The sequence below is a fragment of the Micromonospora sp. D93 genome (assembly GCF_018070365.1).
Lineage (GTDB): Bacteria > Actinomycetota > Actinomycetes > Mycobacteriales > Micromonosporaceae > Micromonospora > Micromonospora ureilytica.
The window spans coordinates 281373-298200 of sequence record NZ_JAGPXW010000001.1 but is presented as its reverse complement, the minus strand read 5'-3'; the positions used below and the strand labels follow the sequence as shown (position 1 = coordinate 298200).

The following is a 16828-nucleotide window of genomic DNA, read 5'->3' as shown; positions in this document are numbered from 1 at the left end:
CCGGGTCAGGCGATGGCGCAGGTGGTGTTGTTGACGGTGAAGGCCGTCGGTTTCGGGTTGGAACCGGTGTGGGTGCCGTTGAAGCCGAAGCTCACCGAGGCGCCCGGCGCGATCGTGCCGTTGTAGGACAGGTTCGTGGCGGTGACCGCCGCGCCGCTCTGGCTGATCGCCGCCGACCAGCCCTGGCTGACGCTCTGCCCGGCGGCGAAGGAGAACCGCAGCGACCAGCCGTTGATCGCGGTGGTGCCGGTGTTGGTGATCGACACGTTGGCGGTGAAGCCGGTGCTCCAGTCGGTGGTGGCGTACCCCACCGAGCACGTGCCGCCGACCGGCGGGGCCGCGGTGGTCACCGCGACCGGCGCGGACGCCGCGGAGGTGTTGCCCGCCGCGTCCACTGCCACCACGTAGAACTGGTACGCCGTCGAGGCGGTCAACCCGGACACCGCCTGGGTGGTGCCGGTCGGGGAGCCGACCAGCACGTCGGTGGCGCCGGCCTCACGGTAGACCCGGTAACCGGTGACGCCCACGTTGTCGGTCGACGGGGTCCAGGCCAGGGTGAGCCCGGTGGCGGTGACCGCCGAGGCGACAGGTGTGCCGGGTGTGCTCGGCGGTGTGGTGTCGGCGGTGCCGGCCGGTGGCGTGGTCACGCTGAGCACCGGTGAGGCGGCCGACGTGTTGCCGGCACCGTCGCGGGCCACGACGCTGAACTGGTACGTCTGCGCGGGCAGCAGCGTCGAGATGGTGAGCGTGGTGCCGGTGACGGGCCGGTTCACCACCGTGTCGCCGCCGACCAGGATTTCGCGGACGTCGTAGCCGGCCAGGCCGCTGCCGCCGCTGTCCGTGGACTGTGCCCAGGTCAGGGTGACAGTGCGGGGGCCGAGGTTGGACGCCACCGGCGTACCGGGGACGGTCGGCGGGGTGGTGTCCGGGACGGCCGGGCCCGGCTCCTCGCCCCAGACCCGGGTGGCGCCGGAGTAGAGCGGCACCTTCCGGTTGGGCCCGGCGGTGGCCTGGTACGACGGGTCGTTGGTCGGGTCCCAGGTGCCGCCCTCCGGCACGCCGACCTTGAACTGGACCTCCATCCGGTGCTGAGACTGACCCGCCGGGGCGATGGTGTACCCGGCGCAGTCCACCTCGACGTACCAGATGTCGCCGCTGAACTGCTTGGCAGTGGTCGGGGACGGGCAGCCCTGGGTGTAGCCGGCGGTGACCTGCACCGGGCCGGTGCCGTCAGGCCGGAAGTAGTACCGGAACCGGCCGTCGGTCAGCGCGCGGGCCGGGAACGCGGACTTGTTGTAGACCATCACCTTGAGCCCGGTGGCCCGAGGTTCGGCCTGCGTCACAGTGGTCTCCACGGTCAGCTCGTCGATGTCCGGCGTCTCGGCGACCGGGAAGTTCGCGAGCGGTGTGCCACCGTACTCGGAGGTCAGCCGGACCAGCGCGGACGTGAAGCCGGCGTTGTAGTCGGTGGCCACCTCGTTCATCACGTAGTCCGACCGGCTGTCGCTGTACGCGTCGTTGGCCGAGGACGGGCCGCCGACCAGCGCGCCGTAGAGGGTGTGCCGGGTCTCGACGGGCACGGTCTGGCTGTCCCACCAGGAGCCGTGTGCGGTGCGGTGGTGCGGGTTCTTCGGCGAGTTGGCGCCGAACCCGATGACGTAGCTGGAGTTGCGCGGGTTGTCACCGAGCGCGTAGTTGATCTGCCGGACGGCGAAGTCGTGGTAGCGCGCCTTGCGGGTGGTGTCGGTGGTCTTGTCGCTGTAGACGAGCGCGGCGAAGGAGGTGTTCGCGGCGTAACGCAGCGCGCCCCAGGAGTCGAGCACCGCCATCCCGCCGGGCGAGTACGGAACCCGCTGCCCGTTCACCCCGACCGTCCAGTAGTCCAGCCACCGGTTGGCGTCGTCGACGTACTTCTGCTTGCCGGTCAGGTTGGCCAGCAGCACGTACGCGCCGAACTGCTTGTTGTCCCAGGCGATCGTCCACTTGTAGGAGCGGGTGGTGGACTGGTTCTCGGTGCCGAGCTTGTCGTACTCACTCTCGGCCTTGGTCAGGTAGCTGGCCTCGCCGGTGGCCCGGTGCAGCCAGATCGCGGCCCAGACCAGCTCGTCCTGCCAGCCGCTCCACGAGCGGTAGAAGCTCGTGGCGTCGGTGATGCACTCGTGGTAGGACTTCCGCACCGTGTCGGCGAAGGTGTAGAGCTGCCGGGCGTGCCCGAGCAGCTTGTCGGCGTAGGTCGCGTCGGTGGGCCGGAACACCATCGAGGAGGCGGCCATCGCGGCCGCCGTCTCCCCGGCCAGGTCCGCGCCGCCACAGCTCGCATCGATCTTGTACGCGGGTCGCGCCATCTGCATCACCTCGGCCGGACCCCACCACTTGTGGTCGTCGTCGCCCTTGCCGACCTGTCCGTAGAGGACGTTTGCCGACGGGTGCGCCTTGATGAAGTAGTCGTTGACGAAGCGCAGGTTGTTGAGCAGGTGCGGCAGTTGCCCGGACGCGGTGTAGCCGCTGCGGTACTCGACAGCTCCCCAGGCGAGCATGGTGGCGCTGAACGCCATCGGGAAGCCGAACTTGACGTGGTCGCCGGCGTCGTACCAACCGCCGGTGAGGTCCACACCCGCGCCGGCGCCGTCGGTGAGCGCGCTGTCTCCGCGCCAGGAGACCCGGTTCCAGTCGGGCAGTCGACCGGACTGCTGCGCCTCGTAGAAGAGCAGCGACTTCTGCAACGCCTCGGCGTAGTTGTAGGTCGCCGCCGGCGCGGCGGAGGCGGGCCCGGGCGGTGGCGCGGTCACCGCGAGGGACGCGCCGGTGAGCAGCGCGACGCCGATGGTCAGCAGCCGCCGCGGCCAGGGCTGGTCGGCGGCCGGTGACCGGCCAGGCTGGCCGCTGAACGGCCGGGTCAGGTGGCGCATGGCGGGCTCCTGTCGGAGGCGCCGCCGGTGGTCGCACCGACGCGGGACGGCGTACGGGCGGCACGGCCACCGGCGACAGCGGGGTGGCGGTGTGACCCACGGGCCGTGGAAGCGCTCCCATGGATAACCGACAATGTAATGGGCCGGCCGACGATTGGGAAGCGCCTTCGAACCGTTCACTGGTCGGGGTGTCTCCTGGAGGGCGGGACCCTCGCTACGCCCGAGGCGTCAGCACCGTGCCCGTTCTTTCCGCCGCAGCGGGGACGGCGAGTGGCACGGTGACGGTGAGCAGGGCACCGTCGCGCTCGACAACGTTCGGCCGGCCCAGTCGGCGCAGTGTGCGCAGCATCGGGTCGTTGCTGGCCTGGACGTGCAGCACCAGGGCCGCGTACCCGGACCGGTCGGCATGCCGAACCAGCCGGCGCAGCAACGCCGAGCCGAGCCCGCGCCGCTGCCAGTCGTCCCGCACCAGCAGCGCCACCTCGGCCTCGTCGCCCTCGCCGAGCAGGTTCGCCATGGCGACCACCGACTCGGCAGTGCCGTCGGAGCCGGTGCTGGTGGCGATCAGCGTCAACCCTCGGCTCGGCTCCAGCAGCCGACGCAGTCGGGCCGGCTGCGGCAACGCCGCCCCGCCCAGATAACGCCGCTGCCGGCTGCGCGGCGCGCACGCCTCGTGCAGCTCCACGACGCCGGACAGGTCGTGGGCGTTGGCCGGCCGGACGGCCACCTCCGCGCCGTCGGGCAGCACCACTGTGACCTGTTCGGCGGCCCGGCGCGCCACAGTGGCGGCCAGCTCCACCAGGGCCTGCGCCCGCGCGTACTCCGCCGGGGTGAAGTCGGGCGCGGCCCGGCGCAGCGCGAACGAACCGCCCGCCGGATCGGCCAGTAGCATGCTGGCCCCGGTGATCCCCCGTTCGACGCCGACCTGCGCCGGTCGCCAGCTGACGACGTCCGCCGCGAGCAGGGTCCGCAACGCCTCGCCCGTCGCGTCCGGGTCACGGACCAGCCGGTTGGCCAGCCCGAGCACCCGGGTGGGCTGGTCGGCCAGGCCACGCGCCTCGCTGCGCGTCACCCAGCAGTCCCGGCCCCGACCCCGCTCGACGGCGGCGATCAGCTCGGCCTCGTCGAGCGCGTCCGGCGCGTCGACCAGGAAGTCGTCCACCGCGCCCCGCTCGGTGGGCTGCACCTGCACGGTAAGGATGTTGACCCCGCGCAGCGCAAGGCTCGCCGTGAGCACCGACAGGTAACCCGGCCGGTCGTCCACCGTCGCTCGGATCCGCCACAACGTCATGGTTGGCTCCCTTCCCCGGTAAGAGCCTCACCCCGGCCTGTTGCCACCCGGTTGCCCGGTGGTGTCGACCAGGGAACTCCTCGGGCCGCTCAGGGGCCGGCGACCACCGGCGGCGCGCCGACGAGATCGAGTCGGTCACCGAGGATCACCGCGCAGGCGCGGACGAGCTGGGTGAGCCGATCCACCTCGGTGCTGTGGAAGTTGGCGGCGCAGAGGGTGTCGCTGTATTCCCGGGCTACCACCAGCACCAGGCCCGCCCGGCCGAACGGGGCGATCGCATGGTGGGTGCCGTCGGGCGTGGTCGTCGACCGACCGCGCAGCGGGGTCACCTCCGGCAACCGCGGGGGTACGGGGGCACGCCAGCTCGCGTGCCCCACGGTCGCCCCGCCACCCCCGGTCCGCGAGGCCCAGTCGACCGGAACCACTGCCGCGACGGCCCAGTCGGCGGCCAACAACCCGGGCACCGCGTCGACCAGGGTGGCCAACCCGTCGGCCGGGTTGGCCGCGACCTGGGCCAGCAGCTCCGCGTCCTGGCCGGTGGTGGTGGGCGCGCCGATCGCCCGCCACACACCGTCCACCCGCACCCCGGGTATCGCCGCGAGGCCGGCCAGCAGCCGCTCCACCCGCGCCGCGCCCGGCCAGACGACAGTGAAGTCGTCCACCGCGCGCCCGCCGAGCCGTTCGAGGACCACTACCTGGACGATGTCCGCCCCGGAGACGCCCAACGTGCGGGCGACCTGACCGAGGGTGCCCGGACGGTCCGGCAGGGTGACCCGAACTCGCAGCAACATGTCTGTCCCTCCGCTCGGCGGGCCGGCAAAAGAGCGGCCGGCAGGCTGCTCACAGCCTGGTAGTTGACCATTTCGTCCCTGTTGCAGTGGCATGTCCCGAGGGGAAATTCTGACCTTGACAACGTGAGCGGGCTGCCATCAACTAGTCGGATGAGCGATCCGGCCGTTGATGCGCCACGGCCGGAGGCCGTCTCCGCCTCCCCAGCGGGGCTGGCCCTGGACCGTCTCGCCGACTATCTGGCGGAGCACCGACCCGAGCTGGCCGTCGGGCCGCTGCGGGCCCAGCTGATCGCGGGCGGCAAGTCCAACCTCACCTACCTGTTGCGCCTCGGCGACCGCGAGGTCGTGCTGCGCCGTCCGCCGCTGGGGCACGTGCTGGCGACCGCGCACGACATGGCACGCGAGTTCCGGGTCATCTCCGCGCTGGCACCGACCGAGGTGCCGGTCCCCGGGGCGCTGCTGCTCTGCGGGGATCCCGAGGTGATCGGCGCGCCGTTCTACCTGATGGAGCGGATGCCCGGCGAGGTGTTCCGCACCCGCGCGCAGACCGACCCGTTGGGCGACGAGCGCCGTCGAGCCCTCGCCATGGCGATGATGGACACGCTCGCCGCGCTGCACAGCGTCGAGCCGACCACTGTCGGGCTGGGTGACTTCGGCCGTCCCGAGGGCTACCTGGCCCGGCAGGTGCGCCGCTGGGCCGGGCAGCTCGACCGCTCCCGCAGCCGCCCACTGCCCGGCATCGACGAGCTGCGCGACCTGCTCGCGGCCACCGCCCCGGAGGGCGCGAACGCCGGCCGGATCGTGCACGGCGACTACCGACTGGACAACCTCCTCGCCTCGGCCGACCCGGTCGCCGTGCACGCGGTGCTCGACTGGGAGATGGCCACCCTCGGCGACCCCCTCGCCGACCTGGGGCTCCTACTGACCTACTGGGACGTGCTGGGCGACAGCGACACCGCCGCGGGCAACCCCGTCGCCGACGGGCTCGGCCCGCGCGCCGGCTTCCCCACCGGCGGCGAGCTGATCGACAGGTACGCCGGGCGTGCCGACGTGGACGTCGGGCCGCTGCACTGGCATGTCGCGCTGGGCTGTTTCAAGCTCGCGGTCATCTGCGAGGGCATTCACTACCGTCACACGCTCGGGCAGACGCTCGGCGAGGGCTTCGACCGGATCGGCGAGATGGTGGCACCGCTGGTCGCGCACGGGCTGACCGCCGCCAGGGAGCGGTGATGGACTTCTCATTCGACAGCCGGACCGAGGAGCTGCGCGACGAGCTGACCCGGTTCCTGACCGAGCACGTCTACCCGGCCGAGGCCGTGCACGCCGAGCAGGTGGCCACCGGGGACCCGTGGTCGCGTACCCCGGTGTTGGCCGAACTGAAGGCGGAGGCCCGCAGGCGCGGCCTGTGGAACCTCTTCCTGCCCGACCCGCGCTACGGCGCCGGCCTGACCAACCTCCAGTACGCTCCCCTGGCCGAGCTGACCGGGCGCAGCCCGCATCTCGCGCCGGAGGCGGTCAACTGCGCGGCACCGGACACCGGCAACATGGAGTTGCTGGCCGAGTTCGGCTCGGAGGCGCAGCAGAAGCGGTGGCTGATGCCGCTGCTGGAGGGTGAGATCCGCTCGGCGTTCTGTATGACCGAGCCGGACGTCGCGTCCTCCGACGCCACAAACATCGCCACCCGGATCACCCGCGACGGCGACGAGTACGTGATCAACGGACGGAAGTGGTGGTCGTCCGGGGCCATGGACCCGCGCTGCGAGATCTTCATCGTGATGGGCAAGACCGACCCCACCGCCGACCGGCACCGCCAGCAGAGCATGGTGCTGGTCCCCCGGGACACCCCCGGGGTGACAGTGCGCCGGGGTATGACCGTCTTCGGCTACACCGACGGTTCGCACGGCGGGCACGCCGAGATCGACTTCACCGACGTCCGGGTGCCCGCGGAGAACCTGATCGGCGCCGAGGGCACCGGCTTCGCCATCGCCCAGGCCCGGCTGGGTCCGGGCCGGATCCACCACTGCATGCGATTGATCGGAATGGCTGAGCGGGCATTGGAGCTGCTCTGCAGGCGGGCGCTAGGGCGGATCGCCTTCGGCCGACCGTTGGCAGAGCAGGGCGTGGTCCGGGAGTGGATCGCCGAGTCCCGGGTCCGCATCGAGCAGGCCCGGCTGCTGGTGCTCAAGACGGCCTGGCTGATGGACACCGTCGGCAACAAGGGCGCGCACACCGAGATCCAAGCCATCAAGATCGGCACGCCGGCGATGGCGGAGTGGGTGATCGACAAGGCCATCCAGGGGTACGGCGGCGCCGGCGTCAGCCAGGACACCCCACTGGCCGCCCTCTGGGCGCAGACCCGCACCCTGCGCCTCGCCGACGGCCCCGACGAGGTCCACCGCAACTCCCTGGCCAAGCGCGAACTCCGCCGCTGGACCCACTGACCACGGGGGGTGGGTTAGGCGGAGGCTCGGTGGACCAGTTGGGTGTCCAGGAGGATGTGGGAGGCGGGTAGCTCCTCGCCACGGATCCGGGCCACCAGCAGGCGGGCCATCTGCCGGCCCATCTCCTCCACCGGCTGGAAGACAGTGGTCAGCGGCGGCTCCGCCCGCAGGGCGATCGTGGCGTCGTCGAAGCCGATCACCGCGACGTCCTGCGGCACGCGCCGGCCGGCCTCGCGCAGGGTACGCAGCGCACCGAACGCCATGAGGTCGGAGGCGACGAAGACCGCGTCCAGGTCCGGGCAGGCGTCCAGCAGCCGACCCATGGCGGCCGCGCCGCTGCCCTCGCTGAAGTCGCCGTACGCGATCAGGTCGGGGTTGACGCCGGCCCCGGTGGCCTTGACCGCCTCGGTGTAGCCGGTCAACCGGGCCAGGCCCACGCCCATGTCCTGCGTTCCGGCGATGGTGGCGATCCGTCGCCGCCCCTGCCTCGCCAGGTACTCCACCGCCTGCCGGGCTCCGCCAACGTTGTCCACGTCGACAAACCAGGCCGGTTGGGCGCCCGGTTGCAGCATTCGGGCGGGCCGACCGCCGAGCACGGCGGGCAGGCCGCGCTCCTCCAGCAGCGTCGGCAGCGGGTCGGAGTCGTGCAACGACAGCAGTAGCACGCCGTCGACGTGCTGGTTGGTGAGGTGGTGCTCGACCCGCTCCCGTTCCACCGGCGACTGTGCCATGGCCAGCCAGAGCTGCATCGGCGTCTCCAGCAGCCCCGAGCTGATCCCCCGTACGATCGCGGCGAAGAACGGCTCGGTGAAGACCCGCTCGCCGGATTCGGACACCACGAGCGCGACGGAGTCGGTCCGCTGGGTGACGAGCGCACGGGCGGCCCGGTTCGGCACGTAGCCCAGCTCCGCGATGGCCTGTTGGACCGCGGCCCGGGCCTCCGGGCTGACCTGGGGCGAGCCGTTGACCACGCGGGAGACCGTGCCCCGACCGACGCCGGCACGCGCCGCGACCGCGTCGAGGGTCGGGCGCCCGAGCGACCGGGTGCGCTGCGTTGTCATCGTCTGCTCCTCCGACGGCGGGCGGACCCGGCGCCACCTGCGGGAGGTGGACGCCGGGGCCGTCCTGATGGCTGGCCCGAGCCTATTGTGCGGCCAGACCGTTGCGCCGGATCACCGAGGCGTACCACTTGGCGCTGGACTTGGGGGTGCGGACCTGGCTGTCATAGTCGACGTGGATCATGCCGAACCGCTTGGTGTAGCCCCAGGCCCACTCGAAATTATCCATCAACGACCAGGCAAAGTATCCCCGCAGGGGCACTCCCGCGTCGATCGCCTCGTGGGCGGCTCGCAGGTGGGCGTCGAAGTAGGCCAGCCGGTCGACGTCGTCGACCTGCCCGTCGACAAGCGAGTCGACGAACGCGGAACCGTTTTCGGTGACGTACAGGGGCAGATCGGTGTACTCGTGCACCCGGCGCAGCGTCTCGGTCAGACCCGGGGCGTCGATCTCCCAGCCCATGTCGGTGACCGGGACGCCACGGGTGACGAACCGGACGTCCTCGCTGCCCGGCCAGCACGACGGGGCCGGGTCGGCCTCGACGCCCTCGACCGGTGCGGCGACCACGTGCCGGCTGTAGTAGTTGACCCCGACCAGGTCCAGCGGCGTGGAGATGGTCGCCAGGTCGCCGTCGCGCACATGGTCGAAGTCGGTCACCCTGCTGAGGTCGGCCACCAGGTCCTCCGGGTACGACCCGCGCAGCAGCGGGTCCAGGAAGAACCGGTTGGCCAACCCGTCGATCCGCCGGGCGGCGTCCCGGTCGGCGGGGGTGTCGCTGGCCGGGTCGACCGGGTAGAGGTTGACGGTCACGCCCACCTCGGCGGTCGGCCGGACGGCCCGCAGTGCCTGCACGGCCAGGCCATGACCGAGCATCAGGTGGTGTCCGGCGCGCACCGAGTCCGCTCCGTTGGTGCGGCCGGGGGCGTGTACGCCGGAGCCGTAGCCGAGGAACGCGGAGCACCACGGCTCGTTCAGCGTGGTCCAGTAGCGCACCCGGTCACCGAGCGCGTCGGCCACCAGGGTCGTGTAGTCGGCGAAGCGGGCCGCGGTGTCCCGGGCCGGCCAGCCGCCGGCGTCTTCCAACGGCTGCGGCAGATCCCAGTGGTAGAGGGTGAGCCACGGCTCGATACCGTTGGCCAACAACTCGTCGACGAGTCGCCGGTAGAAATCCAGACCCTGCGGGTTGGCCGCGCCGGTGCCGCCGGGCTGCACCCGGGACCAGGAGACCGAGAAACGGTACGACTTCAGGCCCAGCTCGGCCATCAGCGCGACGTCGTCGCCGAGACGGTGGTAGTGGTCGCAGGCCACGTCCCCGGTGTGCCCGAGGAGGACTCGACCATCGGTGTGGCTGAAGGTGTCCCAGATCGACGGGGTACGGCCGTCCACGGCCGCCGCCCCCTCGATCTGGTACGCCGCCGTCGCGGCCCCCCAGAGGAATCCGGGTGGAAAGGTCAGCCCGGGGCGCTCGTCGAGGACGTCGACGGCGGGTGGGCTGGCGGGGTTGCTCACGACTTGACGGCACCTTCCATGATCCCGCCGATGATCTGGCGGCCGAACACGAGAAAGACGATTACCAGGGGGATGGTCCCCACCACGGTGGCGGCGAACACCTGGGAGTAGTCGGTGTAGTAGGCGTACGAGAGGAAGGAGAGCGAGACCTGCAGGGTCGGGTTCTCCGGAGAGAGGATGGCGTACGGCCAGATGAACGAGTTCCAGGTTTCCATGAAGGTCAGCAGGCCGAGGACGCCGGCGGCGGGGCGCAGCGCGGGCAGCACGATGCTCCAGTAGATCCGGAACGTGCTCGCCCCGTCGACGCGACCGGCCTCGATCAGCTCGTCGGAGATGGCCTGGCTGGCGTACTGCCGCATCATGAATACGCCGAAGGCGCTGACCAGGAACGGCACGGTGACCGCGTAGAGAGTGTCGCCCCACTTCAGGTCCTGCATCATGGACCAGAGCGGGATGAGGCCCATCTGGGTCGGGATCATCATGGTGACGATGATCGAGAGCAGGAGGGCGTTACTGCCCCGGAACTTCAGCTTGGCGAAGGCGAACCCGGCCAGTGAACCGGTGAGCACCACCGACACGGTGACCACCGAGGAGACGATGATCGAGTTCATCATGCCGGTGAGGAAGTTGGCGGCGTCGTTGTCGAGCACCCGCCCGAAGTTGTCACCGAACGCGCCGGCGGGGGTTACCGGTGGCGGCACGTCGTTGATGGAGTCCAGGCTGCGAGTGCCGATCACCAGCATGTAGTAGAACGGGTAGATCGACAGCAGCGCCGCCAGGACGAGCGCCAGGTAGGTCAGCGGGCTGGTGCGCCACAGGCGCTGGGAAGCCGAGATCATCGATCTCTCCTCACTTCGCCGAGCGGCGGACGAGTAGGAAGTTGAACAGCGACACCACGATGATGATCATGAAGATCGCCCAGGCGACCGCGGCTCCGTAGCCGGCGGTGTTCAGGTTCACGATGCCCATCTCGTACATGTACATGGCCAGCGTCTGGAACTCCCGCTGGTTGCCGCCGATGATGTTGCCGTTGCCGAAGAGCAGGGGCTCGGTGAAGAGCTGCATGCCGCCGATCGTGGACAGGATGACCACGAAGATGAAGGTGGGCTTGAGCATGGGCAGGGTGATCTGCCAGAACTGCCGCCACGGACCGGCGCCATCGATCTCCGCGGCCTCGTAGAGGTCCTTCGGGATCGCCTGCATGCCGGCGAGCAGGATCAGGGTGTTGTAACCGGTCCACCGCCAGTTGACCATGGAGGAGATGGCCGTCCAGGAACTCCACCGGTGCCCGTCCCAGTCGACCGGGTCGACACCGACGAAGCTGAGCAGCCAGTTGAACAGGCCGAACTCCCGCTGGAACAGCATCCCGAAGACGATCGCGACCGCGGCCACCGACACCACGTTCGGCATGAAGATGGCCATCCGGAAGAAGGTCTTGGCGCGCAGGAGGGTCCGGTTGAGCAGGTTCGCCAGAAAGAGGGCGAGCAACAACTGCGGGATGGTCGACAGGGCGAAGATGCCGAACGTGTTGACCAGCGCGTTCCAGAAGTACTCGTCGGACGCCAGCCGGGTGTAGTTGTCGAAGCCGATGAACGTGTGCTCGCCGATCATGTCCCAGTCGTGCAGTGACATCCAGGCGGTACGCAGCATCGGGTACAGCCCGAATACGCCGAAGATCAGGAAGAACGGGGCGATGTAGAGGTACGGCGAGTACTTGACATCGAGGCGGTTGAGTAACCTTCCCCGTCGACGTCGGCGATCGACGTCGGGAGAAGGCGGTGCTGCTGGCGACGGCCGTGCCGTCGTGGCCGACAGGCTCATGCAAATTTCCTTTTCCGGCGAGGCCCGGGGGCCCTCGCGCAGGGCGCTACGCGGAGGGGACCGGCCGGTGGCGTCCGGGAAGCCCCGAACGCCACCGGCAGGGAATCACTCAGAAGGCACCCTGAGTCTTGGCGTCCTTCGTGAACTGCTCCCAGGCCTTGTCCTTGCTGGCCTGCCCGTTCTCGAACGCCCGCAGGGCCGGCTCGAGCGCGTTCTCCTTCACCGCCTGGTGCTTCGGACCCAGGTGGATCGGCTGGATCTTGGCGACGCTCTCCCCGAAGATCTTGCCGGTCGGCGCGTTGCTGAAGTACTCGTTGGTGTAACCGAGGAAGGCCTCGTCCTTCAGCGCCTCCAGGTTGGTGGGCAGCGGGCCCTTGAGCTTGAATGCCTCCACCTGGCCCTTGGCGTTGGTCAGGTACTCGGCGAGCTTCGCCGCCTCCTTCGGGTACTTGCTCTGGGCCGGAACCGCGAGCCACGAGCCGCCCCAGTTACCGCCGCCACCCGGCACGGCCGCGACGTCCCACTTGCCCTTGTTGGCCGCGCCGGAGTTTTCCGACACGATGCCGAGCATCCAGGACGGGCAGAAGGTGGCCGCGAAGGTGCCCTGCTTGAAGCCACCCGACCACTCCGGCGACCAGGTGGACGCCTTGGCGGAGATGTCCGCCATCGAGGTGGCGGTGTCCCAGGCGTTCTTCACCGCGGGGCTGGTGTCCGCGATGATGTTGTCTTCCTTGTCGTAGAACAGGTCACCGTTGCCCTGGAACATCACGCCGTTGGAGACGGCGGTGATCGAGTCGATGAACGCCTTGCCGCCGCTGCCCTGCTTGTACTTCAGACCGGCGTCGTGGAAGCCCTTCCAGTCCGGCCAGAGCGCCGACACCTGGTCGCGCTCGGTGGGCAGGCCGGCCGCCTGGAACAGGTCCTTGCGGTAGCAGACGGCGAGGCTGCCGACGTCGGTCGGCAGGCCGATCAGCCGGCCGTCCGGCGCCTTGCCCAGCTCCCACTTCCAGGGCAGGTATTCCTTCGAGTGGTCAGCGACCAGCGGCGTGAGGTCGGCCCAGTTGCGCGCGTTGGGCTTGAACTCGTTGAGGATGCCCTCTTCCAGGGCGGTGACGTCCGCCGCGCCCTTGCCGGTGGCCAGGTAGCGGACCAGCTTCGGCCGGTACTCACCGAGCTGCGCGGTCTTGCGCAGCTCGACCTTGATGCCGGTGTCCTTCTCGTACTGCTTGACGAGCTCGTCGTAGCCCATCTCGCCGAAGGTGTCGACGACCAGCTTGGCCGGCTTCTCGCCGGCCGCCGGCTTGTCGTCGTCGTTGCCGCAGGCCGCGAGACCGCCGATAGCGGTGATCGCGGCCAGGGCAGCGGCCGCCAGGCGGGTACGCCGCGTGGTGACACTCATTCGCTGACCCCTCTTTCCGGTGGTGAGGCTGGATGTGTGTGGTGGGGGGGTGCTCATCGCGCCAGGCCGGGGATGCGTCAGTGATCCATGCCACCCTCGGGAGCGCTCCCATGAGATTGCCGGCGGGTAACGGGAGTGTCAATAGGGCGTTGGGAGCGTTCCCAGATCGTTACCGCTGATCACTCCCCCACCGCCTACCCCACCAACACCGCGCGTTTCTTGATCAACAACGGGTGGGAGGCGGTTAGCAGAAGCGGCGGAGGAGGATGGTCGCGCGGTCGGGGTCGAAGCGGGACGGGTCGAAGGTGGAACCCGCCCAGTCACGCAGCATCGCGTGGCGGGAGCCGACGACGTCGGCTGCGGCGGTCGCGTCGTCCAGGGCTTCCAGGAGCGCCTGGTAACCCGACGGCCCGCCGATGCCCTCCGGCGGGCAGGCCCGCTCGCCGGCCAGGCAGACCGGGTACCGCTCGTCCGGGTCGGCGGTCAGCGCGTCCTCCACGACCAGGTCGTGCTCCCACCAGTCGCCGAAGTCGTAGGTGTAGGAGAACCGGCTGCCCTTGCCGAGCACCGCGTCGAGCCGCGCGTCCAGCTCGTCGTGCAGCGCCAACTCCCCGTCCGGGTCGGGCTCGCCGTACTGCACCGCGTCGATCTCGAACGAGTGCAGGTGGCAGTCCCGCCAACCCATCGCGTGCTGCGCCACCCGGTGCAGCCGGTCCAGCGTGTAGCCGGCCGGCACGAGCACCCGACGCCACACCGGCGGGCGGGTCCCGGCGAGGGTCATCTTCAGCTGGAAGATCTGACGCGACATGCTGTCCTGTCCTCCCGCGGCTTAGGCTGCGAGCATGATCTGCCGAGCGTGCCGGGCCCGGCGACACGACGACTGCCCGCGCCGGAACTGGTGCGACTGCCAGCACCGTACCGCCGAACCGACCCCTCCGGTCACCGGTCCGGCCGGCGAATGACCGTCAGAATTCCGATCCGACGGCTCTGGCCCGAGCCGTCGGCGCAGCCACTCGACGACGCCGCTCTGACCACCCTCTACGGCCGCTCCGACGAGCCCCACCTGCGGGTGAACTTCGTGGCGAGCCTGGACGGCGCGGTCAGCGTGGACGGCTACTCCGCCGGGCTCTCCGGCGAGCCGGACAAGCGGGTGTTCGGCCTGCTGCGGATGGTCTGCGACGCCCTGGTGGTGGCCGCCGGAACGCTCCGCCACGAGGGGTACCGGGCGGTCCGCCTCGACGAGCACCGCCGCGCCTGGCGCCGCGCCAACGGGCTGGCCGAGTACCCCACGCTCGTGGTCGTCTCCGGGTCGCTGGACCTGGACCCGGCGCAGGCCGCCTTCGCCGACGCGCCGACCCGACCGATCGTGCTCACCCACGCCGATGCCGACCCGCCACCCGGCCTCACCGACGTCGCCGACGTGCTGCCCTGCGGCACCCAGCGGGTCGACCTGGCCGCCGGCCTCGCCGAGCTACACCGACGCGGGCTCACCCAACTGCTCTGCGAGGGCGGCCCGCACCTGTTCGGCACGCTCACCGCCGCCGACCTGGTGGACGAGCTGTGCCTCACCGTCTCGCCGCTGCTCGCCGGGCCCGGCCCCGGCCGGATCACCGCCGGCGACACCACACCGTCCCGGCACCTGCCACTGCGGCACGTGCTCGCCGCCGACGACGGCGTCCTCATGCTCCGCCACGCCCGCCGGTAACCCGCCGTCGCCCGGTCACGCACCCACCGTGGTGAGTGTGACGGCGCATGGTGTCGTCCGCCGCGTCGCGTGGCGACCTGTCGTACTCCTCGGGCAGGATGCACACCATGGTTCCCGACCGTGCTGCCCGACCGACCCGAGTCGCCCGATGACCGACGCCGACCTCGACAGCCCGGGCGAGGCGGTCGGGCGGGTGCTGGGCACCGCCGACGCCACCCCGTTGCAGTTCTGGACGGCCGTGGCGCCCGGCAGCTACCTCCAGCTCGACGACGTGGTGGTCACCCGACGGGAGCTGCCGAACCGGGAGCCGGTGACCATCGCCGGGGTGGTCACCCAGGTCCGCGCTCGGCACGAGGGCGCCCAGTTCGACTCCGACGTGTTCGCCATCGCCGACGGCACGCTGCCCGCCCAGGTGCAGGAGGCGGCCGAGATCACCACCACGCGTGTCGATCCGGAGCTGTACGTGCCGCCGACCCCGGGCGCTGTGGTGCACCGGGCCGAGGGTGACGCCCGGGCGCGCGCGTTGCACTTCGACCGGATGGAACGGCGCATCCCGATGGGGATGGGTCGGGACGGGGTCCCGGTCTATCTCAACGCCGACTTCCTCGACGGCAGCCGGGGCGCGCATGTCTCCATCTCCGGCATCTCCGGGGTGGCCACCAAGACCAGCTTCGCGACCTTCCTGCTCTACTCGGTGTTCCGCTCCGGGGTGCTGGGCGGCGACGCGGTCAACGCCAAGGCGCTGATCTTCAACGTCAAGGGTGAGGATCTGCTCTTCCTGGACCACCCCAACACCCGCCTCGACGAGCCCACCCGCGCGGCGTACGCGAAGCTCGGGTTGAGCGCCGGCGCCTTCCCCGACGTGCGGGTGTACGCCCCACCCCGGGTCGGCGACGCGGCCGGCACACCGGATGTGAGCAGCCGGCTCACCGGGGTGGATTCGTTCTACTGGACGCTCAGCGAGTTCTGCACCGACCGCCTGCTGCCGTACGTCTTCGCCGACGCCGACGACGAGCGCCAGCAGTACACGATGGTGGTCCACTCGGTGGCCGCGCACCTGGCCCGCTACGCCCAGCCCGCCGACGGCGGGGTGAGCATCGACGGCGTCCGGCTCGGCTCCTACGGTGACCTGGTCGACCACATCGTCGATCAGCTGAACGACGACGAGACCCGCTCCGACTGGGCGGGCAGCGCGGTGGGGCTGGGCACCGTCAACGCGTTCGCCCGGCGGTTGATCGGCAGTAAGAAGGACCTGGCCCGGCTGATCCGCGGTGACCTCGCCACCCGTCGCCCCCACTCGATCAACACGAGCGAGTCGGCGCAGGTCACGGTGGTCGACCTGCACAACCTTCCCGACCGCGCCCAGCGGTTCGTGGTGGGTGTGACGCTGAAGAGCGAGTTCGAGCGCAAGGAGAAGTCCGGCACCGCCAAGCCGCTGCTCTTCGTGGTGCTCGACGAGCTCAACAAGTACGCCCCCCGGGAGGGCTCCTCGCCGATCAAGGAGGTCCTGCTGGACATCGCCGAGCGGGGCCGCTCGCTCGGGGTGATCCTGATCGGCGCGCAGCAGACGGCGAGCGAGGTGGAGCGGCGGATCGTCACCAACTCGGCGATCCGGGTGGTCGGCCGGCTCGACCCGGCCGAGGCGTCCCGCCCGGAGTACGGCTTCCTGCCGCCCGCGCAGCGCCAGCGAGCGTTGCTGGCCAAGCCGGGCACCATGTTCGTCAACCAGCCGGACATCCCGGTGCCGCTCTGCCTGGAGTTCCCGTTCCCGGCCTGGGCCACCCGGGTCTCCGAGGCGGGCCGGGCACCATCGGAGACGCTGCGCTCGATCACCCAGTCCGCCGACCCGTTCGCCGTGGTGGGCTCCGGCGGCGGCAGCACCGACGACGACATCCCGTTCTAGGTA

Annotated in this window: 13 protein-coding genes; 4 read left to right on the top strand and 9 right to left on the bottom strand. The window is 70.6% G+C overall.

Translation table 11 applies throughout. From position 1 onward, the window contains the following. Positions 1-5: 5 nt before the first annotated feature. The 3 genes from KBX71_RS01310 to KBX71_RS01300 all read right to left on the bottom strand — a co-directional run bounded on the left by KBX71_RS01310 (position 6) and on the right by KBX71_RS01300 (position 4991). Positions 6-2909 carry a glycoside hydrolase family 9 protein gene (locus tag KBX71_RS01310; RefSeq protein WP_210816106.1) on the bottom strand — a complete coding sequence of 968 codons (2904 nt, stop codon included), beginning with the start codon at positions 2907-2909 and terminating at the stop codon, positions 6-8. 214 nt (positions 2910-3123) lie between these two features. After that, positions 3124-4200: a GNAT family N-acetyltransferase gene (locus tag KBX71_RS01305; protein ID WP_210816105.1), complete on the bottom strand. Its 1077-nt coding sequence runs from the start codon at positions 4198-4200 to the stop codon at positions 3124-3126. 89 nt (positions 4201-4289) lie between these two features. After that, complete coding sequence (locus tag KBX71_RS01300) at positions 4290-4991, bottom strand: amino acid-binding protein (protein ID WP_124819844.1); 702 nt, start codon at positions 4989-4991, stop codon at positions 4290-4292. A gap of 150 nt (positions 4992-5141) precedes the next feature. Here KBX71_RS01300 and KBX71_RS01295 point away from each other — a divergent pair, with 150 nt between their 5' ends. Both KBX71_RS01295 and KBX71_RS01290 read left to right on the top strand, forming a co-directional pair. Then, the gene (locus KBX71_RS01295) at positions 5142-6221 is read left to right on the top strand and encodes a phosphotransferase family protein (RefSeq protein WP_210816103.1); all 1080 of its coding nucleotides are present in this window, start codon (positions 5142-5144) and stop codon (positions 6219-6221) included. Continuing rightward, positions 6221-7432: an acyl-CoA dehydrogenase family protein gene (locus KBX71_RS01290; RefSeq protein WP_210816101.1), complete on the top strand. Its 1212-nt coding sequence runs from the start codon at positions 6221-6223 to the stop codon at positions 7430-7432. The genes KBX71_RS01295 and KBX71_RS01290 overlap by 1 nt, the downstream gene beginning before the upstream one ends. Before the next feature lie 14 nt (positions 7433-7446). Here the strand turns inward: KBX71_RS01290 and KBX71_RS01285 are convergent, their stop codons facing one another. The 6 genes from KBX71_RS01285 to KBX71_RS01260 form a co-directional block, all read right to left on the bottom strand. Then, a complete protein-coding gene (locus KBX71_RS01285; RefSeq protein WP_124819847.1) occupies positions 7447-8493 on the bottom strand; it encodes a LacI family DNA-binding transcriptional regulator in 1047 nt (348 codons plus the stop codon). 82 nt (positions 8494-8575) lie between these two features. Beyond that, positions 8576-9997 (bottom strand): GH1 family beta-glucosidase, encoded by a 1422-nt coding sequence (locus tag KBX71_RS01280; RefSeq protein ID WP_210816099.1) that lies wholly within the window; start codon positions 9995-9997, stop codon positions 8576-8578. Next, entirely contained in the window at positions 9994-10836 is an 843-nt protein-coding gene (locus KBX71_RS01275; RefSeq protein WP_210816097.1) for a carbohydrate ABC transporter permease, read from the bottom strand. The genes KBX71_RS01280 and KBX71_RS01275 overlap by 4 nt, the downstream gene beginning before the upstream one ends. Positions 10837-10846: 10 nt before the next feature. Further along, the gene (locus KBX71_RS01270) at positions 10847-11818 is read right to left on the bottom strand and encodes a carbohydrate ABC transporter permease (protein ID WP_210816096.1); all 972 of its coding nucleotides are present in this window, start codon (positions 11816-11818) and stop codon (positions 10847-10849) included. A gap of 109 nt (positions 11819-11927) precedes the next feature. Then, complete coding sequence (locus KBX71_RS01265; RefSeq protein WP_210816095.1) at positions 11928-13217, bottom strand: ABC transporter substrate-binding protein; 1290 nt, start codon at positions 13215-13217, stop codon at positions 11928-11930. Between the two features lie 244 nt (positions 13218-13461). Then, positions 13462-14025 (bottom strand): plasmid pRiA4b ORF-3 family protein, encoded by a 564-nt coding sequence (locus tag KBX71_RS01260; RefSeq protein WP_210816094.1) that lies wholly within the window; start codon positions 14023-14025, stop codon positions 13462-13464. A 150-nt stretch (positions 14026-14175) separates the two neighbouring features. Between KBX71_RS01260 and KBX71_RS01255 the strand changes: the two genes are divergently transcribed. Together KBX71_RS01255 and KBX71_RS01250 are read left to right on the top strand one after the other, a co-directional pair. After that, a complete protein-coding gene (locus KBX71_RS01255) occupies positions 14176-14922 on the top strand; it encodes a pyrimidine reductase family protein (RefSeq protein ID WP_210816093.1) in 747 nt (248 codons plus the stop codon). A gap of 148 nt (positions 14923-15070) precedes the next feature. After that, a complete protein-coding gene (locus KBX71_RS01250) occupies positions 15071-16825 on the top strand; it encodes an ATP-binding protein (protein WP_210816092.1) in 1755 nt (584 codons plus the stop codon). The last annotated feature ends 3 nt before the right edge of the window (positions 16826-16828 follow it).